The sequence below is a fragment of the Pantoea sp. Cy-640 genome, assembly GCF_011752635.1.
In the GTDB taxonomy this organism is placed as follows: Bacteria; Pseudomonadota; Gammaproteobacteria; order Enterobacterales; family Enterobacteriaceae; genus Pantoea; species Pantoea dispersa.
Map to the genome: position 1 here is coordinate 89113 of NZ_VWXB01000001.1, position 26307 is coordinate 115419.

General features: G+C 56.5%; 21 protein-coding genes. 16 read left to right on the plus strand and 5 right to left on the minus strand.

Annotated features, from left to right (window positions below; translation table 11 throughout):
• The first annotated feature begins 46 nt into the window (after positions 1–46).
• The 4 genes from lolA (at position 47) to F3J36_RS00440 (ending at position 4866) form a co-directional block, all read left to right on the plus strand.
• On the plus strand, positions 47–658 hold the full coding sequence (gene lolA / locus F3J36_RS00425; protein WP_010618286.1) for an outer membrane lipoprotein chaperone LolA: 612 nt from the start codon (positions 47–49) through the stop codon (positions 656–658).
• A gap of 7 nt (positions 659–665) precedes the next feature.
• Entirely contained in the window at positions 666–2012 is a 1347-nt protein-coding gene (locus F3J36_RS00430) for a replication-associated recombination protein A (protein ID WP_021508355.1), read from the plus strand.
• Between the two features lie 97 nt (positions 2013–2109).
• The gene (gene serS / locus F3J36_RS00435; RefSeq protein ID WP_021508354.1) at positions 2110–3402 is read left to right on the plus strand and encodes a serine--tRNA ligase; all 1293 of its coding nucleotides are present in this window, start codon (positions 2110–2112) and stop codon (positions 3400–3402) included.
• 312 nt (positions 3403–3714) lie between these two features.
• Positions 3715–4866 (plus strand): MFS transporter, encoded by a 1152-nt coding sequence (locus F3J36_RS00440; protein WP_058769542.1) that lies wholly within the window; start codon positions 3715–3717, stop codon positions 4864–4866.
• A 99-nt stretch (positions 4867–4965) separates the two neighbouring features.
• Here F3J36_RS00440 and pflA read toward each other — a convergent pair whose 3' ends face one another.
• The 4 genes from pflA to ycaO form a co-directional block, all read right to left on the minus strand.
• Positions 4966–5706, minus strand: coding sequence for a pyruvate formate lyase 1-activating protein (gene pflA, locus F3J36_RS00445; protein ID WP_166718631.1), 741 nt, complete (start codon positions 5704–5706; stop codon positions 4966–4968).
• A 163-nt stretch (positions 5707–5869) separates the two neighbouring features.
• The gene (gene pflB, locus F3J36_RS00450) at positions 5870–8152 is read right to left on the minus strand and encodes a formate C-acetyltransferase (RefSeq protein WP_166718632.1); all 2283 of its coding nucleotides are present in this window, start codon (positions 8150–8152) and stop codon (positions 5870–5872) included.
• Positions 8153–8221: 69 nt separating this feature from the next.
• Positions 8222–9082 (minus strand): formate transporter FocA, encoded by an 861-nt coding sequence (gene focA / locus F3J36_RS00455; protein WP_021508350.1) that lies wholly within the window; start codon positions 9080–9082, stop codon positions 8222–8224.
• 353 nt (positions 9083–9435) lie between these two features.
• Positions 9436–11199, minus strand: coding sequence for a 30S ribosomal protein S12 methylthiotransferase accessory factor YcaO (ycaO, locus tag F3J36_RS00460; protein WP_166718633.1), 1764 nt, complete (start codon positions 11197–11199; stop codon positions 9436–9438).
• Positions 11200–11510: 311 nt separating this feature from the next.
• Here ycaO and serC point away from each other — a divergent pair, with 311 nt between their 5' ends.
• The 12 genes from serC (at position 11511) to F3J36_RS00520 (ending at position 25505) form a co-directional block, all read left to right on the plus strand.
• Positions 11511–12596 (plus strand): 3-phosphoserine/phosphohydroxythreonine transaminase, encoded by a 1086-nt coding sequence (gene serC, locus F3J36_RS00465; protein WP_166718634.1) that lies wholly within the window; start codon positions 11511–11513, stop codon positions 12594–12596.
• An 85-nt stretch (positions 12597–12681) separates the two neighbouring features.
• A complete protein-coding gene (aroA, locus tag F3J36_RS00470; RefSeq protein ID WP_166718635.1) occupies positions 12682–13968 on the plus strand; it encodes a 3-phosphoshikimate 1-carboxyvinyltransferase in 1287 nt (428 codons plus the stop codon).
• A 198-nt stretch (positions 13969–14166) separates the two neighbouring features.
• Positions 14167–14847 carry a (d)CMP kinase gene (cmk, locus tag F3J36_RS00475; RefSeq protein WP_021508346.1) on the plus strand — a complete coding sequence of 227 codons (681 nt, stop codon included), beginning with the start codon at positions 14167–14169 and terminating at the stop codon, positions 14845–14847.
• 122 nt (positions 14848–14969) lie between these two features.
• The gene (gene rpsA, locus F3J36_RS00480; protein WP_021508345.1) at positions 14970–16643 is read left to right on the plus strand and encodes a 30S ribosomal protein S1; all 1674 of its coding nucleotides are present in this window, start codon (positions 14970–14972) and stop codon (positions 16641–16643) included.
• Between the two features lie 86 nt (positions 16644–16729).
• Positions 16730–17014: an integration host factor subunit beta gene (gene ihfB / locus F3J36_RS00485; protein WP_010618275.1), complete on the plus strand. Its 285-nt coding sequence runs from the start codon at positions 16730–16732 to the stop codon at positions 17012–17014.
• 233 nt (positions 17015–17247) lie between these two features.
• Positions 17248–19476, plus strand: coding sequence for a DNA internalization-related competence protein ComEC/Rec2 (locus F3J36_RS00490; protein ID WP_247653119.1), 2229 nt, complete (start codon positions 17248–17250; stop codon positions 19474–19476).
• A gap of 34 nt (positions 19477–19510) precedes the next feature.
• Positions 19511–21259 carry a lipid A ABC transporter ATP-binding protein/permease MsbA gene (gene msbA, locus F3J36_RS00495; protein WP_021508343.1) on the plus strand — a complete coding sequence of 583 codons (1749 nt, stop codon included), beginning with the start codon at positions 19511–19513 and terminating at the stop codon, positions 21257–21259.
• A complete protein-coding gene (gene lpxK, locus F3J36_RS00500; RefSeq protein ID WP_166718637.1) occupies positions 21256–22257 on the plus strand; it encodes a tetraacyldisaccharide 4'-kinase in 1002 nt (333 codons plus the stop codon). Before msbA ends, lpxK begins: the two co-directional genes overlap by 4 nt.
• A 20-nt stretch (positions 22258–22277) precedes the next feature.
• Complete coding sequence (locus F3J36_RS00505; protein WP_166718638.1) at positions 22278–23495, plus strand: winged helix-turn-helix domain-containing protein; 1218 nt, start codon at positions 22278–22280, stop codon at positions 23493–23495.
• Positions 23496–23573: 78 nt separating this feature from the next.
• Positions 23574–23756, plus strand: coding sequence for a Trm112 family protein (locus F3J36_RS00510; protein WP_166718639.1), 183 nt, complete (start codon positions 23574–23576; stop codon positions 23754–23756).
• Positions 23753–24502: a 3-deoxy-manno-octulosonate cytidylyltransferase gene (kdsB, locus tag F3J36_RS00515; protein ID WP_166718640.1), complete on the plus strand. Its 750-nt coding sequence runs from the start codon at positions 23753–23755 to the stop codon at positions 24500–24502. The genes F3J36_RS00510 and kdsB overlap by 4 nt, the downstream gene beginning before the upstream one ends.
• Positions 24503–24611: 109 nt before the next feature.
• Positions 24612–25505 (plus strand): YcbJ family phosphotransferase, encoded by an 894-nt coding sequence (locus F3J36_RS00520; protein WP_021508339.1) that lies wholly within the window; start codon positions 24612–24614, stop codon positions 25503–25505.
• On the opposite strand, the gene elyC is transcribed toward F3J36_RS00520, so the two are convergent.
• Positions 25485–26270 (minus strand): envelope biogenesis factor ElyC, encoded by a 786-nt coding sequence (gene elyC / locus F3J36_RS00525; protein ID WP_088516425.1) that lies wholly within the window; start codon positions 26268–26270, stop codon positions 25485–25487. The genes F3J36_RS00520 and elyC overlap by 21 nt on opposite strands.
• Positions 26271–26307: the final 37 nt, after the last annotated feature.

Below are 26307 nucleotides of genomic sequence, written 5' to 3' on the forward strand. Positions count from 1 at the left end.
TTAATGCAGTAAGTGTCAGGAAACCATGAATAAGGAATCGTATCAGATGAAATTTCGCGTTATTGCCTGTGGCCTGCTGGCCGGTTTTGTTGCTTCTTCTGCCCTGGCGGATGCTTCCAGCGATCTGCAGCAGCGCCTTAATAAAGTGAACAGCTTCCATGCCAGCTTCAGCCAGAAGGTGACTGACGGCAGCGGCGCAAACGTGCAGGACGGCGAAGGCGAACTGTGGGTGAAACGTCCGAGCCTGTTTAACTGGCATATGACCGCACCGGACGAAAGCGTGATTATCTCCGACGGTAAAAATCTGTGGTTCTATAATCCTTTTGTGGAACAGGCGAGCGTAAGCCTGCTGCAGAATGCCACCAGCAACACGCCGTTTATGCTGATTGCGCGTAACCAGCCCTCTGACTGGCAGCAGTACAACATTAAGCAGCAGGGGGATAATTTTGAGCTGACGCCTAAAAGCAGCGATGGCAACCTGAAACAGTTCACCATCAATGTCACTTCCGCAGGCACCATCAATCAGTTCAGCGCGATTGAGCAGGATGGACAGCGCAGCAGCTATCAGCTGAAGAGCCAGAAAAACGGCGCTATCAGCCCGGATAAATTCACCTTTACGCCGCCAAAAGGGGTAACGGTGGACGATCAACGTCAGTGAGGTGAGGGTGAGTAACCTGTCGCTGGATTTTGCACCGTCAAATGAGTTCAGACCGCTGGCTGCGCGTATGCGGCCAGCGACGCTGCAGCAATATATTGGTCAGCAGCATCTGCTCGCGGCCGGTAAGCCGTTGCCGCGCGCTATTGAGGCGGGTCAACTGCACTCCATGATCTTATGGGGACCGCCGGGTACCGGTAAAACCACGCTGGCGGAGATTATCGCGCATTACGGCAAAGCCGACGTCGAACGCATTTCAGCGGTGACTTCCGGCGTTAAAGAGATTCGCGAGGCCATTGAGCGCGCGCGGCAGAATCGCCAGGTGGGGCGTCGCACTATTCTGTTTGTTGATGAGGTGCATCGCTTCAACAAGAGCCAGCAGGATGCGTTTCTGCCACACATTGAAGACGGCACCATCACCTTCATTGGCGCAACCACGGAAAATCCCTCCTTTGAGCTGAACTCGGCACTGCTGTCGCGCGCCCGCGTTTATCTGCTTAAATCGCTGACCAGCGCGGATATTGAACAGGTGCTGGATCAGGCGATGCAGGATAAAACGCGCGGCTACGGCGACAGCGATATTCTGTTACCGGACAATACCCGGCGCATGATCGCTGAACTGGTCAATGGTGATGCACGACGCGCACTGAATACGCTGGAAATGATGGCCGATATGGCTGAGCTCAATGCGCAGGGACAGCGGGAGCTGACGCCACAGCTGCTGAATGAAGTGTCGGGTGAACGCGCGGCGCGTTTCGATAACAAAGGCGACCGCTTTTACGATCTCATCTCGGCACTGCACAAATCGGTTCGCGGTTCAGCCCCGGATGCGGCGCTTTACTGGTATGCGCGCATCATCACTGCCGGTGGCGATCCGCTGTACGTGGCGCGGCGGCTGCTGGCGATTGCTTCGGAAGATGTTGGTAATGCCGATCCGCGCGCGATGCAGGTAGCAATTGCCGCGTGGGATTGTTTTACCCGCGTCGGGCCTGCGGAAGGGGAACGTGCAATTGCCCAGGCAATTGTTTATCTGGCCTGCGCGCCAAAAAGCAATGCTGTTTATACCGCCTTCAAAGCGGCGATGCGTGATGCCCGTGAGTTCCCGGATTACGATGTGCCGGAACATCTGCGCAATGCACCGACGAAGCTGATGAAAGAGATGGGCCTCGGCAAAGAGTACCGTTATGCGCATGACGAACCCAATGCCTATGCGGCCGGCGAGGTGTTTTTCCCGCCGGAAATGGCGCAGACGCGCTACTATCAACCCACCAATCGTGGCCTTGAAAGCAAGATCGGTGAAAAACTCGCCTGGCTTGCTGAACAGGATCAAAATAGCCCGATAAAACGCTACCGCTGATAAACGCGTTACGGTAAGGTGAGCAAGGATTTCAATGCATTCCGGTGGAATGCATCCCTCCATTCGTTCAATCAACCTTTTATTACACAGGATAAGCATGCTCGATCCCAATCTGCTGCGTAATGAGCCAGACGCAGTCGCAGAAAAACTGGCACGCCGGGGATTTAAACTGGATGTGGATACGCTGCGCTCCCTCGAAGAGCGTCGTAAGGTTTTGCAGGTAGAAACTGAAAACCTGCAGGCTGAGCGTAACTCCCGCTCCAAATCCATCGGTCAGGCCAAAGCACGTGGGGAAGATATCGAGCCGCTGCGTCAGGAAGTGAACGCGCTGGGCGAACGCCTGGATGCGGCGAAAGCAGAGCTGGATACCCTGCAGAACGAAATTCGTGACTTTGCGCTTGCGCTGCCGAACCTGCCGGCCGATGAAGTGCCGCTGGGTAAAGATGACAGCGAAAACCAGGAAGTGAGCCGCTGGGGCCAGCCGCGCCAGTTCGATTTCCCGGTGAAAGACCATGTTGAGCTGGGTGAAGCGGTCAAAGGGCTGGATTTCGCCTCGGCGGTGAAACTGACCGGTTCGCGCTTTATCGTGATGCAGGGCCAGATTGCCCGTCTGCATCGCGCGCTGAGCCAGTTCATGATCGATCTGCACAGCCAGCAGCACGGTTATCTGGAAACCTACGTGCCGTATCTGGTGAACCATGAGACGCTGTACGGTACCGGTCAGTTACCAAAATTTGGTGAGGATCTGTTCCATACCAAACCGCTGGGCGAAGAAGCAGGCAGCAGTAACTATGCGCTGATCCCGACCGCCGAAGTGCCGCTGACTAACCTGGTGCGCGATGAGATCGTTGAAGAGGAATCTCTGCCGATCAAACTCACTGCCCACACGCCTTGCTTCCGTTCCGAAGCCGGTTCTTACGGCCGCGACACGCGCGGTTTGATCCGTATGCACCAGTTTGACAAAGTGGAGATGGTGCAGATCGTCGCACCGGAAACCTCCATGGACGCGCTGGAAGAGCTGGTCGGCCATGCGGAGAAAGTGCTGCAGCTGCTGAACCTGCCGTACCGTAAAGTGCTGCTGTGCACTGGTGACATGGGCTTCGGCTCAGCCAAAACCTATGACCTGGAAGTCTGGCTGCCGGCACAGGACACCTACCGTGAAATCTCCTCCTGCTCGAATATGTGGGATTTCCAGGCGCGCCGCATGCAGGCTCGCTGCCGCAGTAAAACGGACAAAAAACCGCGTCTGGTGCACACGCTGAATGGTTCAGGCCTGGCGGTGGGGCGTACGCTGGTGGCCGTGCTGGAAAACTATCAGCAGGCAGATGGTCGCATTGCGGTGCCGGACGTGCTGCGCCCGTATATGGGCGGGCTGGAATATATCGGCTAACAGGCATTCATGCACTAACCCGGCTCAGGCCGGGTTTTTATTTCTTAAGCGCGTCAGTCATTATTTTTTAACCGGAATTAATCAGAAATAAACGTTATCGTCATCGCTGCGCGTCAAACCATCAAAAATGTATAAATTCATGTAGATAGATTCAGACATAAGACCTTTCTCAAGTCCTGTAACCCGCTGAAGATAAAAATAATAAATTGTTCAGCAGCAAAATGTGCGGCGCTGTTTTTTTGCACATTGACTTTGCCATCGCCAATGGCAAACTGCGCGCAAATCTGTTCATTTCTTTTGGTTTTATTCCCTATGTCAACCTGGTCGCGCCCCGTCCTGCTGCTGCTTTGCGGCTTAATGCTGATGACGGTGTCTATTGCTGTGCTTAATACGCTGGTGCCGCTGTGGCTCACCCACGATCAACTGCCGACCTGGCAGGTGGGCATGGCGAGCTCTGCTTATTACACCGGTAACTTACTGGGCACCTTGCTGGCGGGCTGGTTGATTAATCGCTATGGCTTTAACCGCTGTTTTTACCTTGCCAGCGTACTGTTTGCGCTGGCAACCATGGGCATGGTGCTGCTGGACGGCTTTTACAGCTGGACGCTGCTGCGCTTCACCGCGGGCGTAGGCTGTGCACTGATTTGGGTGGTGGTTGAGAGCGCACTATTGTGCAGCGGTACCGTGCGCAATCGCGGTCAGCTGCTGGCAGCTTACATGATCATCTACTACCTCGGCACCGTTGCCGGTCAGCTGCTGGTGAGCCGTGTCTCGACAGAACTGCTGCACGTCATTCCCTGGGTGAGCGCGCTGATCGTCTGTGCCGTACTGCCCGTGGTGTTTGTGCAGGTCAACGCCGGTGCGGCTACTGAAGAAGCTTCAACCGGGCGGATCTGGAGCATGCTGCGCCGCCGCAGCTCGCGGTTAGGTATCAACGGCTGCATTATCTCCGGTATCGTTCTCGGTTCGCTTTACGGCCTGATGCCGCTTTATCTTTCGCATCAGGGCATGAGCGATGCCACCGTAGGCTACTGGATGGCGCTGCTGGTCAGTGCCGGGATTGTCGGTCAGTGGCCGGTAGGACGTCTTGCCGACCGCTTTGGTCGCCTGATGGTGCTGCGCGTGCAGGTATTCGTGGTGATTCTGGGTGCGATTGCTATGCTGAGCGGAACGGCAATGGCACCGGCACTGTTTGTGCTGGGGCTGGCTGGCTTTACGCTTTATCCGGTAGCGATGTCCTGGGCGTGTGAAACAGTGGCGCATCATGAACTGGTGGCGATGAATCAGGCGCTGCTGTTCAGTTATACCGTTGGCAGTCTGGTCGGGCCGGGGATGACCGCGATGCTGATGCAGAACTATTCCGATCGCCTGCTGTTTGTGATGATTGCGGTGGTGGCGCTGGTCTATCTGGTGATGCTGCTGCGTAAAGCCGATCAGCACGCAACACCGGTGGCGCATGCCTGACGGCGGTGCTTAAGCGGGACATTCGCAACCTGTCGCAAATGTCCCGGCGGTAACCCCTCTGTTTCTTGCCGGTAAAGCTTCAGCTACAGGCCAACCGTCTTAATACATGACGTTATGGCCGTAACCGGCAAGAATATTTTTCACCCGCTCCATGGTCTCTTTCGTTGGCGGCTTCACGCCTTCCAGCTTGTACTCTTCACCCATCGCAATCCATTTATGCTTGCCGAGTTCGTGATAAGGCAGCAGATCGATCTTCTCAATGTTACTCATGTCTTTAGTAAATTCACCAAGGCGATGCACCGAATCGTCATCGTCCGAATAACCCGGCACCACCACATAGCGAATCCATGTCCTTTTACCGCGCTTTTGCAGATAGCGGGCGAAATCCAGCGTGCGGTGGTTTGACACGCCGACCAGAATCTCATGAATATCATCGTTGATCTGCTTGAGATCGAGCATCACCAGGTCAGTTGCATCAAGCAGTTCATCGATCACCGGATCGTAACGGCGCACAAAGCCGTTGGTGTCGAGGCAGGTATGGATGCCCTCGGCCTGGCAGGCGCGAAACCAGTCGCGCACAAATTCAGCCTGCAGAATGGCTTCACCGCCGGATGCTGTCACGCCGCCACCAGACGCATTCATAAAGTGGCGATACGACAGCACATCCTTCATCAACTCATCGACGGTGATCTCCTTACCGCCGTGAGTGTCCCAGGTATCGCGGTTGTGGCAGTACAGGCAGCGCATCAGGCAGCCCTGGAAGAAAGTGATAAAACGGATGCCGGGACCGTCAACGGTGCCGCAGGATTCAAACGAGTGGATACGACCGATGGTTGACATTGCGATGTATTCTCCGGTTCAGCCTGGCGAGCAGGCGGCACAATCTGTGTTGTGCTCTGGGGATGTAAGTCGGTTTTGCCAGACTGCCTGCAAAAGCAGACTGGCAAAACAGGCTTGTGGAGAAAAGGCTCCCGCAGGAGCCTTTCGATTACAGTGAGAAGGATTACAGCGACTGAGTAAAGGTACGGGTAATCACATCCTGCTGCTGCTCTTTCGTCAGCGAGTTGAAACGTACGGCATAACCGGAAACGCGAATGGTCAGCTGTGGATATTTCTCAGGGTGCTCCATGGCATCCAGCAGCATTTCACGGTTCATGACGTTAACGTTCAGGTGCTGGCCGCCCTCGATACTGGCTTCGTGATGGAAGTAACCATCCATCAGTCCAGCGAGGTTGGTTTTACGCACGTTATCATCTTTGCCCAGCGCATTCGGTACGATAGAGAAGGTATAAGAGATACCGTCTTTGGCGTAGGCAAATGGCAGTTTGGCCACGGAAGTCAGTGAAGCGACAGCACCTTTCTGGTCACGGCCATGCATTGGGTTGGCACCTGGTCCAAATGGCGCACCGGAGCGACGACCATCCGGGGTGTTACCGGTTTTCTTACCGTATACCACGTTGGAGGTGATGGTCAGTACCGACTGCGTTGGCACCGCATTACGGTAGGTCTGCAGTTTCTGAATTTTCTTCATGAAACGTTCAACCAGGTCACAGGCCAGATCATCCACGCGCGGGTCGTTGTTACCGAACTGCGGATATTCACCTTCAATTTCGAAGTCCACTGCCAGACCATCGGCGTCACGGACCGGTTTCACTTTGGCATATTTAATCGCTGAAAGTGAGTCCGCGGCGACAGACAGGCCTGCGATACCACACGCCATGGTACGATAAACGTCACGGTCGTGCAGTGCCATCAGCGCGGCTTCATAACTGTACTTATCATGCATGTAGTGGATGATGTTGAGTGACGTGACGTACTGTTTTGCCAGCCAGTCCATGAAGTGGTCCAGGCGCGCCATTACGGTGTCATAATCCAGCACATCATCAGTGATTGGCGCTTCTTTCGGGCCGACCTGCATTTTCAGCTTCTCATCCACACCGCCGTTGATTGCGTACAGCAGTGTTTTAGCCAGGTTGGCACGTGCGCCGAAGAACTGCATTTGTTTACCGACAATCATCGGGCTCACGCAGCAGGCGATGGCGTAGTCATCATTGTCAAAGTCCGGACGCATCAGGTCATCGTTCTCATACTGCAGCGATGAGGTGTCGATGGAGACTTTTGCCGCATACTTTTTGAAGTTAACCGGCAGCTTCTCAGACCACAGGATGGTCATGTTTGGTTCCGGTGATGGACCCATGGTGTACAGCGTGTTCAGGAAGCGGAAGGTGCTTTTCGTCACCAGCGTACGACCGTCAACGCCCATACCAGCCAGTGATTCAGTGGCCCAGATTGGGTCGCCAGAGAACAGCTCATCGTATTCCGGCGTACGCAGGAAGCGCACCATACGCAGTTTCATCACCAGATGGTCAATCAGTTCCTGCGCCTGCTCTTCGCTCAGTTTACCGGCTTTGATATCGCGCTCGATGTAAACGTCGAGGAAGGTGGACACGCGACCAAATGACATCGCGGCACCGTTCTGTGATTTCACTGCTGCGAGGTAACCGAAGTAGGTCCACTGTACTGCTTCCTGCGCGGTGGTGGCTGGCAGAGAGATATCAAAGCCATATTTGGCGGCCATCTCTTTGATCTGGCCCAGTGCGCGGTGCTGTTCAGAAATCTCTTCACGCAGGCGAATGGTGGCTTCGAGATCAACGCCATTTTCCATGTCACTCTGCAGTGAGTTGAACTGAGCCACTTTGTCTTTCATCAGGAAGTCGATGCCGTACAGCGCGACGCGACGGTAGTCACCGATAATACGACCGCGGCCATACGCATCTGGCAGACCGGTCAGCACGCCGGATTTACGGCAGCGCAGGATATCCGGGGTGTAAACGTCAAACACGCCCTGGTTGTGGGTTTTGCGGTAATCGGTGAAAACTTTCTTCAGCGCCGGGTCCAGCTCGCGGCCGTAAACTTTACAGGAGCCTTCCACCATTTTGATGCCGCCAAACGGGATAATGGCGCGTTTCAGCGGGGCTTCAGTCTGCAGACCAACGATGGTTTCCAGCGATTTGTTAATATAGCCCGCATCGTGTGAGGTGATGGTAGACGCTAAATCAGTGTCGAAATCAACCGGTGCATGGGTACGGTTTTCAATTTTGATGCCTTCCAGCACGCTGTCCCACAGTTTGGTGGTGGCTGGCGTCGCGCCGGCGAGGAATGTTTCGTCACCTTCATACGGCGTGTAGTTTTTTTGGATGAAGTCACGGACGTTGACGCTGTTCTGCCATTCACCGGCGCTAAATCCTTCCCAGGCTGACGCCATTTTTTCATTCAGTTCGGACATGATATACCTGCCTTATTTAGGGAGACTGTAACGTATGGCGCGCTGCTCAGCACGCCCGTACTTAATGACTCAGTGCGCGGACTCACCGTCGCGCAGATAGATAACCCAATAGGTCAACCCGACTAACAGACCGCCGCCAATGATGTTGCCGATGGTTACGGGAATCAGGTTATTAACAATAAAATCGCCAATGCCCAGTGCAGGAAATTGCGCCGCGCTGGCACCGGTCATCTGCCAGAATTCCGGGCTGGCAAAATCGCGAATCATGATGGCCATCGGGATCAGGAACATATTGGCGATGCTGTGCTCAAAGCCGCTGGCTACGAACATCGCAACCGGTAAAATCATCGCTACCATTTTGTCGAGCAGGCTGCGGCCGGAGTAGCTCATCCACACCGCCAGACACACCATCAGGTTAGCCAGTGTACCGAGGCTTACCGCTTCGATAAACGTATGATGCATTTTGTGGTCGGCGGTTTGTAAGACATTCAATCCCCATGCGCCATTAGCAACCATATGCTCACCGGCCAGCCAAATCAGCGCCACAAAAAACAGCGCGCCGCACAGGTTGCCAACGTAGACATTGAGCCAGTGACGACCCAGTTGCAGCCAGGTAATGCGTCCGCTGGCTTTAGCCACCACAATCAGCACCGTTGAAGTAAACAAATCAGCGCCGCAGACCACAACCAGCATTAAACCCAGTGAGAAGCAGATGCCACCGATCAATTTGGCCATGCCGTACGGCATAGTGCCGCTGCCGGTGGTGGCGGTGATATAAAACACAAAGGCAATGGAAATAAAGACGCCAGCAGTGATAGCCAGAAAGAAGGTGGTTAAGGGATGTTTCGTCGCTTTATAGACACCGGCATCTTCTGCGACTTTTGCCATCGCCGCCGGTAATAATGAATTAAAAGGGTTGTCAGCTTTCACACTAACGCTCTCCAGAAATTGTCTGTAAAGATACTAACAAAGGAGTATAGGTCAGGAGTTGATGTGGATCATATTTGCCGAAACGGCAGGGTTAAGCAAAGCCGCAAAACGAGCAAAAAATCAATTAAGGCATTGAAAATTATTAAATAAATAATTTTTAATTTATGCAAAATAAGTTGAAGGTGCGGCTGGCTTAAGGGCTATTTTGTTAAATGCTGTTTATCAATGATAGTGAATTGTTATTTATTATTTTCTGCGCCCGATGAATTTTCAGCGGCATAAAAAAAGGGCACTGGATACTGCCAGTGCCCGTTAATTTTCAGGCTAATTGGTCACAGAAAAAATGCGCCGATTTATTTCGCAGACCAGTAACGACGTTTTGCCGCCTGTAATTTCTCATACGCGGCCAGCAGTGCCTGATGCGCCGGGAACGCGTGCAGATCGCGGTCAACCACCTGCAGACCGTAGAACGGTGCCTCACCGCTGATGGCAGCCGAAGCGGCGTCGACGGCGGCTTCGCCATACATGCGCACAAAGGCGCGATGATACTGCAGTGGATCGCGATCTTCTTCCATCGCCAGCAGCAGCAGAGTCTGCAGGCAGCGATAGTAGTTGGCACGCTCAGGGCTGAAGATCGACTGGTTGAATTCCATGGTCCATTCCGTCCAGATCAGCGCCTGATCCAGATCTCCACCGGCCAGCGCCAGCATCGCTTTCAGCTCACCAATACGCAGCGTGAACCAGCCGTTGTCTTTGCCGGTCGCCAGCCCCAGCAGTTCACGCACGCGAGTGAAGTCATCATGACCTTCTTCATCCAGCTGTTCGATCAGAGCCAGATACTCTTCAGGTTGCCACTGGGTTGCCGGCAGGGACAACAGCGTTTCACGCAGCGATGCACCCATGTTGTTATTCGCCAGCAGCAGATCTTCTGCAGGGTAAATATCAGACATGCCCGGTACGATAATGCGGCAGGCGTAAACGCCCAGATGTTCGTAGTCGGCGATATACACTTCTTTATCTTCCGCACGGAAGATCGCCATCAGCGTATCGAACTCTTCATGGGTGGTGCCGGCAAAGCTCCAGTCGACAAAGGGATAGTCGGCATCGTCTTTGAACATATCCCAGGAGATCAGACCGCTGGAATCAATGAAGTGGGTTTCAAGGTTAGCGTGTTCAGCCACTTCTTCATCATCGAAGGTGGGCGGGGTAAACACGTCGAGATCTTTCAGGCCGCGGCCCTGCAGCAGTTCGGTGACGGTACGTTCCAGCGCGACACCAAAGTCCGGATGGGCACCAAAAGAGGCAAAGCAGGTGCCGTTAGCCGGGTTGAACAGCACCACACAGATCACCGGATAGTTGCCGCCCAGCGAAGCGTCATAGGAGAAAATCGGGAAACCTTCCGCTTCAAGACGATTGATGGCCTCTACCACGTCAGGATAGCGCTGCATCACCGCTTCAGGAATTTCCGGCAGGCTGATGGATTCCGCGATAATGCGGTTTTTAATATGGCGCTCAAACACTTCGGATAAGCCCTGTACGCGCGCTTCATTGGGGGTGTTGCCAGCGGACATGCCGTTAGACACATACAGGTTGCCGATGATGTTCATCGGAATGTAAACAGTTTGCTGATCGGACTGGCGGGTAAATGGCAGGCCGCAGATACCGCGATCGGCATTACCAGACTGCAGATCCACCAGACCGGACGCGCTCAGGCTCTGTTCCGGATCGTAAAACTTACGCAGGCGCGCATCCAGAATGCCTTCCGGCAGGCTGTCATCGTCGGTCAGCGGGAACCATTTCTCGTTCGGGTAGTGCACGAAGTCGCCGTTAGCGATGGTTTCGCCCAGCCAGAAATCGGCAAAGAAGTAGTTGGTTGAGAGGCGCTCAAAATATTCGCCCAGCGCTGAGGCCAGCGCCGCTTTTTTACTGGCGCCTTTACCGTTAGTAAAACAGAGCGGGCAGTCGCGGTCGCGAATGTGCACTGACCAGACGTGCGGCACCGGGTTCAGCCAGGAAGCTTCTTCAATGTTGAAACCCAGATCCTGCAGTTTCTGCTGGAAGCGTGCGATGGAGTCTTCCAGTGCGGCGTCTTTACCTGGAATAAACGTTTGCGTCATGGTGGCGCTCTCTCAAGTCGATGGTTGGGCGTAAAGCGCGCAATAATACGGGTTTTGCGCCTGCTTCGCTATTGCTCCGCCAAATTTCTCAACGCATTGTTACGGCTTTTTCGCACTCTGGCAGCTGTCTGATTTTACTTCACCGGGCTGCCTCACAAAATTCCGTGGCTTATTACATTTGTGACATAAGCTGCGGTGGAGCGGCCTCTGGAAATGTGATCGCTGCCGGATAAATGATTGCAGCCATCCGGAGGCAATGATAAAACCGATGGGGTATTCATAACCGTTCGATATGACAATGGTGAGGGGAAATGGCGCAGGTTTATAATTTTAGCTCCGGACCGGCAATGCTACCGGTGGAAGTGCTTCGTCGTGCAGAACAAGAACTGACAAACTGGCATGGCTTAGGCACCTCGGTGATGGAAATCAGTCACCGCAGCAAAGAGTTTATTGAAGTCGCGGAAGCGGCGGAGCAGGATTTTCGCGATCTGCTGAAAATCCCGGCCAACTACAAAGTATTATTCTGCCATGGCGGCGCGCGTGCGCAGTTCGCGGCAATCCCGGGCAATCTGCTGGGCGATGCCAGCCGCGCGGATTACATCGACGGCGGCTACTGGGCGCACAGTGCTATTAAAGAATCAGAAAAATTCTGCTCGCCGAACGCCATTGACATCAAAACCACCCGTGAGGGTAAACGCGCACTGTTACCGATGCGTGAATGGCAGCTCAGCGATGATGCGGCTTATGTGCATTTCTGTCCGAATGAAACCATCGACGGGATTGCCATCGATGAAGAGCCAGACTTCGGCGATAAAGTGGTGGTGGCCGATCTCTCTTCGACCATCCTGTCCCGCCCGCTCGACATCAGCCGCTACGGCGTGATTTATGCCGGCGCGCAGAAGAACATCGGTCCCGCTGGCCTGACGCTGGTGGTAGTGCGTGATGACCTGCTGGGCAAAGCGCAGCGCTGGGTGCCCTCCATTCTCGACTACAAAGTGCTGGCCGAAAACGATTCGATGTTTAACACGCCGCCGACGTTTGCCTGGTATCTCTCCGGCCTGGTGTTCAAATGGCTGAAAGAGAAGGGCGGTGTAGCGGAGATGGACAAGGTTAATCAGGCGAAAGCCGATCTGCTGTACGGCGTGATTGATAGCAGCAGCTTCTACCGTAACGACGTCGCCAGTGAAAACCGTTCCCGGATGAACGTGCCTTTCCAGCTGGCCGATGCTGCGCTGGATAAGGTGTTCCTTGAAGAATCACTGAAGGCGGGCCTGCATGCGCTGAAGGGGCACCGTGTGGTTGGCGGTATGCGTGCCTCGATCTACAATGCGATGCCGCTGGAAGGCGTTAAAGCGCTGACCGAATTCATGGTCGACTTCGAACGTCGTCACGGTTAATTATCTACTTTAGTGCCAGCCTGCCCGGCTGGCATCAGACCCTGTCACTGGACAGGGTCTCGTATTTCTGGAGATTTGGTTTCACATGCAGGACTCCCTGACTTTACAGCCGATTGCCCGCGTTGACGGCACGGTAAACTTACCGGGCTCAAAAAGCGTATCAAACCGCGCCCTGTTACTGGCCGCGCTGGCGAACGGCACCACGCGCCTGACCAACCTGCTCGACAGCGATGATGTTAAACACATGCTTAATGCGCTGCAGGCGCTGGGCGTCAGCTATACCCTGTCAGCCGATCGCACCGTGTGTGAAGTGGTCGGCAATGGTGGACCGCTGCGTGCCGAACAGCCGCTGGAATTGTTCCTGGGCAATGCCGGAACCGCGATGCGTCCGCTGGCGGCCGCACTGTGCCTCGGCGAGCAGTCGGTGGTGCTGACCGGCGAACCGCGCATGAAAGAGCGTCCGATCGGCCATCTGGTCGATGCATTACGGCAGGGCGGCGCGCGCATTGATTACCTCGAACAGACCGATTATCCGCCGCTGCGTTTGAACGGCGGATTTACCGGCGGCGAAGTCAGTGTCGATGGCAGCGTTTCCAGCCAGTTCCTGACGGCGCTGCTGATGACCGCGCCGCTGGCACAGAACGACACCACGATCACCATCAAAGGCGAGCTGGTTTCCAAACCCTACATTGATATCACTCTGCACCTGATGCGTTGCTTTGGCGTGGACGTTGATAATCAGCACTATCAGCGCTTTGTGGTGAAAGGTCAGCAGCAGTATCAGTCGCCGGGTTATTATCTGGTGGAAGGCGATGCGTCGTCAGCGTCCTATTTCCTTGCCGCTGCGGCAATCAGAGGCGGCACGGTGCGCGTTACCGGCATTGGCCGCAACAGTGTGCAGGGCGACATCCGTTTTGCCGATGTGCTGGAGAAGATGGGAGCGGTGATTGAGTGGGGCGACGATTATATTGCCTGCACGCGCGGTGCGCTGAACGCCATTGATATGGACATGAACCATATCCCGGATGCGGCGATGACGATCGCTACCACCGCGCTGTTTGCTGAGGGCACCACGCTGATGCGCAACATCTATAACTGGCGCGTAAAGGAGACCGATCGCCTGGCGGCCATGGCGACCGAGTTGCGTAAAGTTGGTGCGGAAGTGGAAGAGGGGCACGATTTTATTCGCGTCACACCGCCTGCGCAGTTACAGCACGCCGATATCGGCACGTACAACGATCACCGCATGGCGATGTGTTTCTCGCTGGTTGCGCTGTCCGACACGCCGGTAACCATTCTCGATCCCGGCTGTACGGCAAAAACCTTCCCGGATTACTTCCAGCAGCTGGCAAAAATCAGCCACGCATCCTAATCCGCCCGCCCGGTACCGCTGTGCCGGGCTTCTGAACCCTCTGCTGGCCTCACTGGCGGGAAATTGTTCTGAAACTGTCGAAATTTCTGGCGCTGTCTACGCTAAAGGGTAACCAAGCGGACGCGGGCAGCGTATAATGCCGCGCAATCCAGACAGCCAAGAAGGCTGATCATCAGCACGCAGCAACAGGAGAGAACAATGACGGCAATCGCCCCGGTAATTACCATTGATGGCCCAAGCGGCGCGGGTAAAGGGACTTTATGTAAAGCGATGGCGGAGTCGTTGCAGTGGCACCTGCTGGATTCAGGGGCTATTTATCGCGTACTGGCTCTGGCCGCGCTGCATCATCAGGTGGATATCGAGTCGGAAGAAGCGCTGGTGCCCATGGCGGCGCACCTTGACGTGCGTTTTCTGTCGGTAGACGGTGAAATGCAGGTAGTGCTTGAAGGTGAGGATGTCACCGGCGAAATCCGCACCCAGGAAGTGAGCAATACGGCGTCGCGCGTGGCGGCATTTCCGCGCGTGCGTGAAGCCTTGCTGCGCCGACAGCGTGCTTTCCGCGAGGAGCCGGGTTTAATCGCCGATGGACGTGATATGGGCACCGTGGTTTTCCCGGACGCGCCCGTTAAAATTTTCCTCGATGCCAGCTCCGAAGAGCGTGCGCATCGCCGTATGCTACAGTTGCAGGAAAAGGGCTTTAGTGTTAACTTTGATCGCCTTTTATCCGAGATAAAGGAACGCGACGACCGCGATCGTAACCGCGCCATCGCGCCTTTAGTGCCAGCCGCTGATGCTCTGGTGCTGGATTCAACCAGCATGACCATTGAGCAAGTGATTGAAAAGGCACTAGATTATGCCCGCCAGAAGCTGGGCATTTAATCTTTTCGGCGACCGAATTGTAGTAACCCTGTGCCAGGGAAGCGGTGCAGGGCATGTGAAACAACCCCATCCGACAATGACGTCAGGTGGACGTTAAATTGAAGAATCCTAAGATTATCAATATGACTGAATCTTTTGCTCAACTCTTTGAAGAGTCCCTGAAAGAAATCGAAACCCGTCCGGGTTCCATCGTTCGTGGCGTCGTTGTTGCTATCGACAAAGACGTCGTGCTGGTTGATGCGGGTCTGAAATCTGAATCTGCTATCCCTGCAGAACAGTTCAAGAACGCAGCCGGCGAACTGGAAATCCAGGTGGGCGACGAAGTTGACGTTGCTCTGGATGCAGTAGAAGACGGCTTCGGTGAAACCCTGCTGTCCCGTGAGAAAGCTAAACGTCACGAAGCTTGGATCACGCTGGAAAAAGCTTACGAAGACGCTGAAACTGTTACCGGTGTTATCAACGGCAAAGTTAAAGGTGGCTTCACAGTTGAGCTCAACGGTATTCGTGCGTTCCTGCCAGGTTCACTGGTTGACGTTCGTCCGGTCCGCGACACCCTGCACCTGGAAGGCAAAGAGCTTGAATTCAAAGTAATCAAGCTTGATCAGAAGCGTAACAACGTCGTGGTTTCTCGCCGCGCGGTTATCGAATCTGAAAACAGCGCTGAGCGCGATCAGCTGCTGGAAAACCTGCAGGAAGGCATGGAAGTCAAAGGTATCGTTAAGAACCTCACTGACTACGGCGCATTCGTTGACCTGGGTGGCGTTGATGGCCTGCTGCACATCACCGATATGGCGTGGAAGCGCGTTAAGCATCCAAGCGAAATCGTCAACGTGGGCGACGAAATCACTGTTAAAGTGCTGAAGTTCGACCGCGAGCGTACTCGTGTATCTCTGGGCCTGAAACAGCTGGGCGAAGATCCATGGGTCGCTATCGCTAAGCGTTATCCGGAAGGTACCAAACTGACCGGTCGCGTGACCAACCTGACTGACTACGGCTGCTTCGTTGAAATCGAAGAAGGCGTTGAAGGCCTGGTACACGTGTCTGAAATGGACTGGACCAACAAAAACATCCACCCATCTAAAGTTGTCAACGTAGGTGATGTGGTTGAAGTTATGGTTCTGGACATCGACGAAGAGCGTCGTCGTATCTCCCTGGGTTTGAAGCAGTGCAAATCTAACCCATGGCAGCAGTTCGCAGAGACCCACAACAAAGGCGATCGCGTTGAAGGTAAAATCAAGTCAATCACTGACTTCGGTATCTTCATCGGCCTGGACGGTGGCATCGACGGTCTGGTTCACCTGTCTGACATCTCCTGGAACGCGACTGGCGAAGAAGCCGTTCGTGAGTACAAGAAAGGCGACGAAATCGCTGCCGTTGTACTGCAGGTTGACGCAGAGCGTGAGCGTATTTCTCTGGGCGTGAAGCAGCTGGCTGAAGATCCATTCAACAACTACATCACCCTGAACAAGAAAGGCGCAATCGTGACGGGTAAAGTCACTGCAGTTGACGCTAAAGGTGCTACAGTAGAATTAGCTGACGGCGTAGAAGGTTACCTGCGCGCTTCTGAAGCTTCTCTGGACCGCATCGAAGACGCCACTCAGGTTCTGAGCGTAGGCGACGACGTTGAAGCGAAATTCACCGGCGTTGACCGTAAGAACCGCGTTGTGAGCCTGTCTGTTCGTGCTAAAGACCAGGCTGACGAGAAAGAAGCTATCAACACTGTTAACACCAAACAGGAAGATGGCAACTTCTCTAACGCAATGGCTGAAGCGTTCAAAGCGGCTAAAGGCGAGTAATCGACCCGAAGCACCGGACGGTGAAAATCGTCCGGTTTCGGTAAAAGCTGTCATACCTTTCCAAACAGGGATTAACCGGAGGTTACATGACCAAGTCAGAACTGATTGAAAGACTTGCTGGCCAGCATACTCATATCCCGGCGAAAGTCGTTGAGGATGCGGTCAAAGAGATGCTCGAGCACATGGCCACTACGCTGGCCCAGGGCGAGCGCATTGAAATCCGGGGATTCGGCAGCTTTTCTTTGCACTACCGCGCACCGCGCACTGGTCGTAACCCGAAAACGGGTGACAAAGTGGAACTGGAAGGTAAATACGTTCCCCACTTCAAGCCAGGCAAAGAATTGCGTGACCGTGCAAATATCTACGGCTAAGCCGTTACCGAACGATAAAAGCGACACCTGCAGGTGTCGTTTTTTTTTTGCCTCGCGTTCAGGCTTGCGATCCTGCTTCCATATTGCTGTTTATTTCCTGCAACCACCATAAACTGCGCGTAATGCCTCTCTGAAATCGACATTTAGCCGCATGCTTTTGCCTCTGCCAGCGCGCACAATGCGCGGCAATGACAGAAGAGGGCGTGCGCGTGACAATAACAGTGGTAGCCAGAATGATGCTCCTCGCGGCGCTGCCGCTGGGTATGCTGCCGCACATCCCCGCTTACAGCACTATTGTGCTGCTATTAATAAGCGCACTGTTGCTGGCGTGTACGTCAGTAATGCTTTTGCGCTACGCCGGACTGGGCTTGCTGCTGTTGAGCTGGGCACTGATCGAGGCGCGTCAGACGGTCGATACCCTCGAGCAACTGACCGTGGCACCGGTGGCGGCCACGCTTCAGATAACTGCAGTGAATCCCGCGAAGAACCAGCTCACGGCGCAGATAGTCCGGGCAAGTGACCGCTACGTCTTTCCACCGTTGTTTGTCACGCTGCGTAATGTCAGCGATGAGGTCGCCTGGTGTGCGGGACAGCGCTGGCAGATGCAGCTGCGGCTACGCGCGGTGCACGCCCGGCTCAACGAGGGCGAATTTGATCTGCAGCGTTTTGCCATTGCTAACCACAGCGCGCTGCAGGGGCGTATTGTCAGCCAGCAGGCTGAGTCTCTGCGCTGCAGCTGGCGGACGCGTTTTATCGATCATCATCTGGCGCGTTTCACCGGGTTAACGCAGCCCGCAATAATACAGGCACTGGCCTTTGGCGTGCGTGACGCGATGACCCCGGCCCAGCGAGCCTTGCTGCGCGAAACCGGTACCGCACACCTGATGGCCATCTCCGGCATGCATATCGCGCTGGCGGCCAGCGTAGGCTGGCTACTGGCGCGCGTCATCCAGTTAGTGTTACCTGCCAGGCAAATCGGCTATCTGATGCCGCTGCTGATCAGCGGGTTAACAGCGGCAGCCTATTGCTGGATCTCCGGCAGTCATCCGCCGGCACAGCGCGCGATGCTGGCGTTAACGCTGTGGCTGGCGACGCGTATAGCTGGCTGGCAGCTGAGCAACTGGCAGGTGTGGACGCTCTGCGTAGGGAGTTTGTTATGGCTTGATCCGTTGACGGTGCTGTCAGAAAGCTTCTGGCTGTCGGCGCTGGCCGTGGCGATGCTGATACTGTGGTTTCAGTGGTTTTCTCTGCCGCCACGTTTCCGTCAGCCGCGTCGCTGGCTCATGCTGCGACTGCTACACCTGCAATTGGGCATGATGATACTGATGGCGCCGCTTCAGATCTTTCTGTTCCACGGGCTCAGCCTGAGCGCGCTAGTGGCCAACCTGTTGGCGGTGCCGGTGGTGTCGCTGATTACCGTACCGCTGATTCTGCTGGCGATGCTGTTGCCGCTGCCTGCAATCGCCGTTCCGCTATGGCAGCTGGCCGATCTGTCGGTCAGCCTGGTGATGCAGGGGCTGGCGTGGCTGCCCGCCGGCTGGTGGCGCTGGAGCGATACGCTGCCGGCGGTGCTGCTGTTCTGGGCCGGGCTGGCGCTGTGGCGCAGCGGCTTGCTCGCGAAGGCGCTGATGCCTTGCTGCGCGCTGTTGCTCTCGCTGTGGTTCTGGCGCAGCAATGCCCAGCAGGACGACTGGCAGATTGACATGATCGATGTCGGACATGGTCTGGCGGTGGCGATCAGCCAGGGAAATGAGGTGATGCTGTATGACAGCGGACCCGGCTGGGCAGAGGACAATGCAGGCGGGCGGGTTTTGTTACCCTGGCTGCACTACACCGGGCGCCAACTGCAAGGGGTGATCCTGAGCCACAAGCATCTCGATCACCGTGGTGGATTAGCCGCGCTGCAACAGGCGCAGCCTGGTCTGCGGGTACGCAGCGCGCTCGGCGAGCCCGGGCATCTGCCATGCTATCGCGGCCAGCAGTGGCAGTGGGGGCGTTTGCACTTTCACGCGCTATGGCCACCGCGCGCGCAGACTTCCGGGCAAAATAATGACTCCTGCGTGGTGCGTGTGGATGATGGTCAGTTCAGCCTGTTACTGACCGGGGACATCGAGCTGGAGGCGGAGCGCAAGCTGGTCGCCCTGGAAAAGGGCGGCTTACAATCTACGGTTATCCAGGTGCCCCATCATGGCAGCCGGAGCTCCTCCGGCCCTTTACTGTTACGGAGTGTTGCCGGGCAGGCGGCGCTGGCTTCGCTGGCGCGCTATAACGCCTGGCGTATGCCCGCCGTCGCCGTGGTCCAGCGTTACCGTGAGCAGGGCTATCGCTGGTATGACACTGCGCAATCAGGCCAGATTCACATCGCGATACGGCAGGGTCGCTGGCAGATTAAGGGGTTAAGAGAGCAAATAATCCCCCGCTGGTATCATCAGTGGTTTGGCGTCAAACGCGATTCCAGGTAGAATGAGCGGCTATTTCAAACAGCGTGAATAAATAATGCATCAAGACAAAGACCTCTCAACGTGGCAGACATTTCGCCGACTCTGGCCGATGATTGCACCGCACAAGGCTGGCCTGATTGTGTCCGCCGTGGCGCTGATACTCAATGCGGCAGGCGACACCCTAATGCTCTCCCTGTTGAAACCTTTACTGGATGATGGTTTCGGCAAAGCCGACAAATCCGTTCTGCTGTGGATGCCGCTGGCGGTCATCGGCCTGATGCTGATCCGCGGCGTAACCAGTTATATCTCCAGTTACTGCATCTCATGGGTCTCCGGCAATGTGGTGATGAACATGCGCCGTCGCCTGTTCGGCCACATGATGGGCATGCCGGTTGCATTCTTTGACCAGCAGTCTACCGGTACGCTGCTGTCGCGAATTACCTACGATTCTGAACAGGTGGCCTCTTCCTCCTCCAGCGCGCTGGTGACGGTGGTACGCGAAGGCGCATCGATCATTGGCCTGTTCATCATGATGTTCTACTACAGCTGGCAGCTGTCACTGATTCTGATCCTGCTGGCACCGCTGGTCTCTTTTGCCATCCGCACCGTATCCAAGCGTTTCCGCAGCATCAGTAAAAATATGCAGAACACCATGGGGCAGGTGACCACCAGTGCTGAGCAGATGCTGAAAGGGCATAAAGAAGTGCTGATTTTTGGCGGACAGGAAGTGGAAGCTGAGCGTTTTTCGCAGGTGAGCAATAAAATGCGCCAGCAGGGCATGAAACTGGTCTCGGCCTCTTCGATTTCCGATCCGGTGATCCAGCTGATCGCATCGCTGGCGCTGGCTTTTGTGCTGTATGCCGCCAGCTTCCCGAGCGTGATGGATACCCTGACTGCCGGTACCATTACCGTGGTGTTCTCGTCGATGATCGCCCTGATGCGCCCGCTGAAATCGCTGACCAACGTCAACGCCCAGTTCCAGCGCGGCATGGCGGCCTGTCAGACGCTGTTCACTATTCTGGATAGCGAGCAGGAGATCGACAACGGCAAGCGCGAAATCACGCGTGCGAAAGGGGATGTTGAATTCCGCAACGTAACCTTTACCTATCCGGGCCGCGACATTCCGGCGCTGCGTGATATTAATCTCACGCTGCCCGCGGGTAAAACCGTGGCGCTGGTGGGCCGTTCCGGCTCGGGTAAATCCACCATGGCCAGCCTGCTGACGCGTTTTTACGATATCAATGAGGGCGAGATTCTGCTGGATGGTCACGACCTGCGGGAATACACCCTGCGATCGCTGCGTAATCAGGTGGCGCTGGTCTCGCAGAATGTTCATCTGTTCAACGACACCATCGCCAATAACATCGCTTATGCGCGCAACGGTGAATATACCCGCGAGCAAATCGAGCAGGCGGCGACCATGGCGCACGCCATGGACTTCATCAACAAGATGGATAACGGTCTCGATACGGTCATTGGTGAAAACGGCGTGCTGCTGTCTGGCGGCCAGCGTCAGCGTATCGCCATTGCCCGTGCGCTGCTGCGTGACTGCCCGATTTTGATTCTCGATGAAGCCACTTCGGCGCTGGATACCGAATCCGAACGCGCCATCCAGTCGGCGCTGGACGAGCTGCAGAAGAACCGCACGTCGCTGGTGATTGCGCACCGTCTCTCCACCATTGAAAAGGCCGACGAAATCGTGGTGGTCGAGGATGGGCGTATCGTTGAGCGCGGCACCCATGAGGTGCTGCTGGCGCAGAAAGGCGCTTACGCGCAGCTGCACAAACTGCAGTTCGGTCAATGATTGAACGTATCTGGAGCGGACGCTCGCCGCTGTGGCTGCTGTTGTGGCCGCTGAGTCTGCTGTATGGCGCTATCACCTGGCTGATTCGCCTGAGCTATCAGCGCGGCTGGCGTACCCGCTGGCGCGCGCCCTGTCCGGTCATTGTCGTTGGCAACCTGACCGCGGGCGGCAACGGTAAAACACCGCTGGTGATTTGGCTGGTGCAGGCGCTGCAACAGCAGGGGCTGCGTCCGGGTGTGGTGTCGCGCGGTTACGGTGGTAAAGCGGAGCGCTATCCGCTGCTGGTCAATCAGGATAGCGCGACGGAACAGGCTGGTGATGAACCGGTGCTGATCGCCCAGCGCACCCAGGTGCCGGTCGCAGTGGCACCGCAACGCCGGCTGGCAATCGAGGCCCTGCTGGCGGCGCATCCGCTGGATGTGATTGTGACGGATGATGGCCTGCAGCACTATGCGTTAGAGCGCGATCGCGAAATCGTGGTGGTGGATGGCGTGCGTCGCTTTGGCAACGGCTGGTGGTTACCGGCCGGACCGATGCGTGAACGCGAATCGCGGCTGGAGCAGGTTGATGCCGTGGTAGTCAACGGGGGCAGCGCACAGACTGGCGAGATCGCCATGACGCTGCAGCCGGGTCTGGCGGTCAATCTGCTGACCGGCGAACAGGCTGCGCTGACGCAGCTGCCGCCAATTGTCGCGATGGCCGGCATCGGTCATCCGCCGCGTTTCTTCACTACGCTGCAGCAGCAGGGCGTGCAGCCGGTGGCAGAGATAGCCTTTGCCGATCACCACGCTTATAGCGAAGAAGAGTTACGCAGCCTGACTCAGGATGCACAGTGCCTGCTGATGACGGAAAAAGACGCGGTCAAATGCCGCCATTTTGCCCGCGCTAACTGGTGGTATCTGCCGGTGGATGCGCATCTGGCGGGCGCGCCACTGGCCGCATTACTGGCCGATCTGACGCAACTCTGTACGGCTGCGCGCGACGCCCGGTCGCGCTAACCATCCAAAGGGACGACGTAATGACCAGCACGCATTCCCTCTCTCTGCAAACCGCCCGCAACCTGCACCTCTCTGCCCAGGGCCTGCTACGTCCGCCGCGCCGTCAGGCGCGTTTTGCCGATATTCACGCCTGTGTGCGGCAGATGTCGCTGCTGCAAATCGATACCATTAATGTGGTCGCGCGCAGTCCGTATCTGGTGCTGTTCAGCCGGCTGGGCGCTTTTCCTGCTGAGTGGCTGGAGCAAACGCTGGCGGCGGGCGCGCTGTTTGAATACTGGGCGCATGAAGCCTGTTTTATCCCTTTTGAAGATTATCCGCTGCTGCGTCACCGCATGCTGGCTCCGCAGCGCCTGGGCTGGAAATACAATCAGCAATGGGTGGATCAGCATCAGCAGGAGATCGCCGATCTGCTGCAACATATCGCTGCCACCGGTCCGGTACGCGCCGCTGATTTTGCCAGCGACAAGCACACCAAACCCGGCTGGTGGGCGTGGAAGCCGCACAAGCGACATCTGGAGAACCTGTTTAGCGCTGGTGAGCTGATGGTTGTCGAGCGCCGTAACTTCCAGCGTGTCTACGATCTGCGTAGTCGGGTGATGCCGCACTGGCGCGACGAGCAGCATGCGCTGAGCGAGAACGAGGCGGTGATGCAGATGCTGGATCACAGCGCGCGCAGCCTCGGCATTTTCCGCGCCAGCTGGCTGGCCGATTACTACCGACTGAAACGCGCGCCCATCGCACTCTGGCTGGCGCAGGCCGCTGAGCAGGGAGTGATTCAGCGCGTTGAGGTTGAGCAACTGGGCGAGATGTGGCTGCACCATACGCTGCTGCCGCAGCTGGCACAGCCGCAGGCCGCCACGCACAGCGCGCTGCTGTCACCGTTTGATCCGGTGGTATGGGATCGCCGCCGCGCGCTTGAGTTGTTCAATTTTGACTACCGCATCGAGTGCTATACGCCGGAGCACAAACGTAAATACGGCTATTTTGTCCTGCCGCTGCTGCACCGCGGCGTACTGAAAGGGCGCGTCGATGCCAAAATGGAGCGCCAGGCGCAGCGCCTGATTCTGCGGGCCTTCTGGCTGGAGCCCGGCGTGCGCGTGAGCCAGCAGTTTCTCGCTGATGTGCATAAAGCCATTAACCGCTTCGCCGCCTGGCAGGGCGCCAGCGAAGTGGTGCTGGAAAACGCGCCTGATGCGCTGCGGGCCGCCTGGTCCACGCGCTGGCACGTCAGCATATAAGCCGATGGCGGCGCGCCGTCCCTGATTGCGCTATGGTATGCTAATCCTCTGACGTATCGGTCCTGAAAGGAGAAAAGTATGGATCACCGTTTACTTGAGATTGTGGCCTGTCCGGTCTGCAACGGAAAACTGTATTACAACAAAGAGCAGCAGGAGTTGATCTGCAAACCCGACGGACTGGCGTTCCCGGTGCGTGAAGGTATTCCGGTATTGCTGGAAGTAGAAGCGCGCACTCTGTCCGTTGAAGAGATTCATCCATGAGTTTCGTGGCGATTATTCCGGCACGCTACGCCTCCACGCGCCTGCCGGGCAAACCGCTGCTGGATATTCACGGTAAACCGATGGTGGTGCACGTGATGGAGCGTGCACGCGAGTCCGGTGCCGGGCGGGTGATTGTGGCCACCGATCATCCTGACGTGGCGGCGGCAGTGACCGCTGCCGGCGGGGAAGTCTGCATGACGCGTGCCGACCATCAATCTGGTACCGAGCGCCTGGCCGAGGTGATTGAAAAGTATCAGTTTGCTGACGATACCATCATCGTGAACGTGCAGGGCGACGAGCCGATGATTCCGGCGGAGATAGTGCGTCAGGTCGCGGACAATCTGGCCCAGGCGGATGCTGGCATGGCCACGCTGGCGGTACCGATTCACGAGGCAGAAGAGGCGTTCAATCCCAACGCGGTAAAAGTAGTCACCGATGCCAGCGGCTATGCGCTCTATTTTTCACGTGCGACCATTCCGTGGGATCGCGAACGTTACGCGCAGTCGCGTGAGCAGATTGGCGACACGCTGTTGCGCCACATCGGTATTTATGCCTATCGCGCCGGTTTCATCCGTCGCTATGTGGCATGGCAACCCTGTGCGCTGGAGCAGATCGAGTTGCTGGAGCAGCTGCGCGTGCTGTGGTACGGCGAAAAGATCCACGTGGCGGTAGCGGCCACCGTGCCGAGCGTCGGTGTGGATACGCCGGACGATCTGCTGCGCGTGCGAGAAGCGATGCAGGCATAATCGTCATTGGCCAGCGACCCGGCTGGCCGCAAAGTTTGATCTGGCGCTAAGTTTCGCGCCGTCATGACCTCCAGGATGGTGCAATGAGTTAACTCCGGAGGACTCTTCCATGGAACAACTCCGTGCAGAACTGGCGCTGGTGCTGGGCGAAGGCGTTAGCCGGCTGGAAACCATCAGCGAACAGGCACAATCGCGGCTTTACGCCCTCTATGATGACCACGGCAAGCCGATGCCGCTGGTGGCCAAATATTTTCGTCATCAGGGACGCGCCGCGCTCGAAGCGAAAAAACTCACCATGCTGGCGCATGAAGGACTGATTACGCTGCCCACGGTGTACGGCCTGGTTTTGAGTCAGCAACCACCGGCGCATGAAATGCTGCTGCTGGCGCGCTTAAATGGCGTATCGGCCGAAGCGCCGGCGCGCACGGCAGCGCGCTGGGAGCAGCTGTGTGAACAGATTGTCGAAGGGCTGCTGGCGTGGCACCGCATTGACAGCCATGGCCTGGTCGGCAGTGTTGACAGCGTGCAGGAAAATCGCTGGCCGGCATGGTATCGCCAGCGGGTTGAAGTGCTGTGGTCCACGCTGGGCTATCTGTCGCCCCCCGGATTTACCCACGCCGATCGTCAGATTCTGTTCCGCAGTCGCGAACAGCTGGCGCAGCTGTTTGCTGGCTTTGACGACCCGTGCGTGCTAATGCATGGCAATCTGCGTCTCGCCAGTATGCTGAAAGACCCGCACAGCGATCAGCTGGTGGCGATGACCCAGCCGGGCACCATTTTGTGGGCCCCGCGTGAGTATGAGCTGATGCGCCTGGCGGAAAACGGTGCTGAAGCATCGCTGCTGCAGCACTATTTACAGCGTGCGCCGGTGGATGACGGTTTCGTCTGGCGCCGCTGGCTCTATCAGCTGTGGGATTGCGTTGACACGCTGGTCAGCAGCGGCCAGTTTGACCGGCCGCGCTTTGACCATGCCCGCGCGCAGCTACTCCCCTGGCTCGGCTGAAGGTTCGCCACTGCCGCGCAGCCGCTGCCAGATCAGCCCCAGCGTTTCGTACACCGCGCGCTGGCTATGGCTGAGCCACAGCGGCGAGGGCAGCGTGCGATCCCAGACGCTGATCGGTGAGGTGATCGCCAGCTGGTTAGCCGGTGCCGGTAGCGGATTCAGGCCGGCGCTCTGGAAAAAGTGCATGGCGCGTGGCAGATGGTTGGCAGACGTTACCAGCAGAAACGGATGCTGCCCGATGGTCTGCTTCACCGCCAGCGCTTCTTCGCCGGTGTCATGCGGCTGATCCAGCACAATAATGGCATCGTCGGGCACGCCAAGGCTGCGCGCCACGTCAGCGGCAATGCTGGCGTTGCTGCGCGGATTGTAGCCCGCAGCGGCACCGGTGAAGATCATTTTGGCCTGAGGATAGCGTCGCCACTGGCGAACGCCTTCGGTCACGCGCGGCAGGCTGTTGTTCAGCAGGTTGGAGCTTGGTGCCCACTGCCGGTTATAGGTGTAACCCCCGCCCAGCACCACGATATAGTCCACCGGCTCGCTGCCATTCCACGTGGCATACTGGTTTTCCAGCGGGGCCAGCAGCCGATCGGCCACCGGTTGCAGACTCAGCAGTAACAGCATCAGCCAGCTCAATGAGATAAGGATTTTGCCGCTTTTTTGCCAGCGGCTGAACCAGAGCAGTAAAAGTCCTGCCGCCATAAGCGTTAACAGCAATGGCAAAGGCAGTAGCATCGCGCCAATCCATTTTTTTAAGGCAAAAAACATCGAAAACGTCTCCTTTTGTCCGAAAAAACAGCAGCCA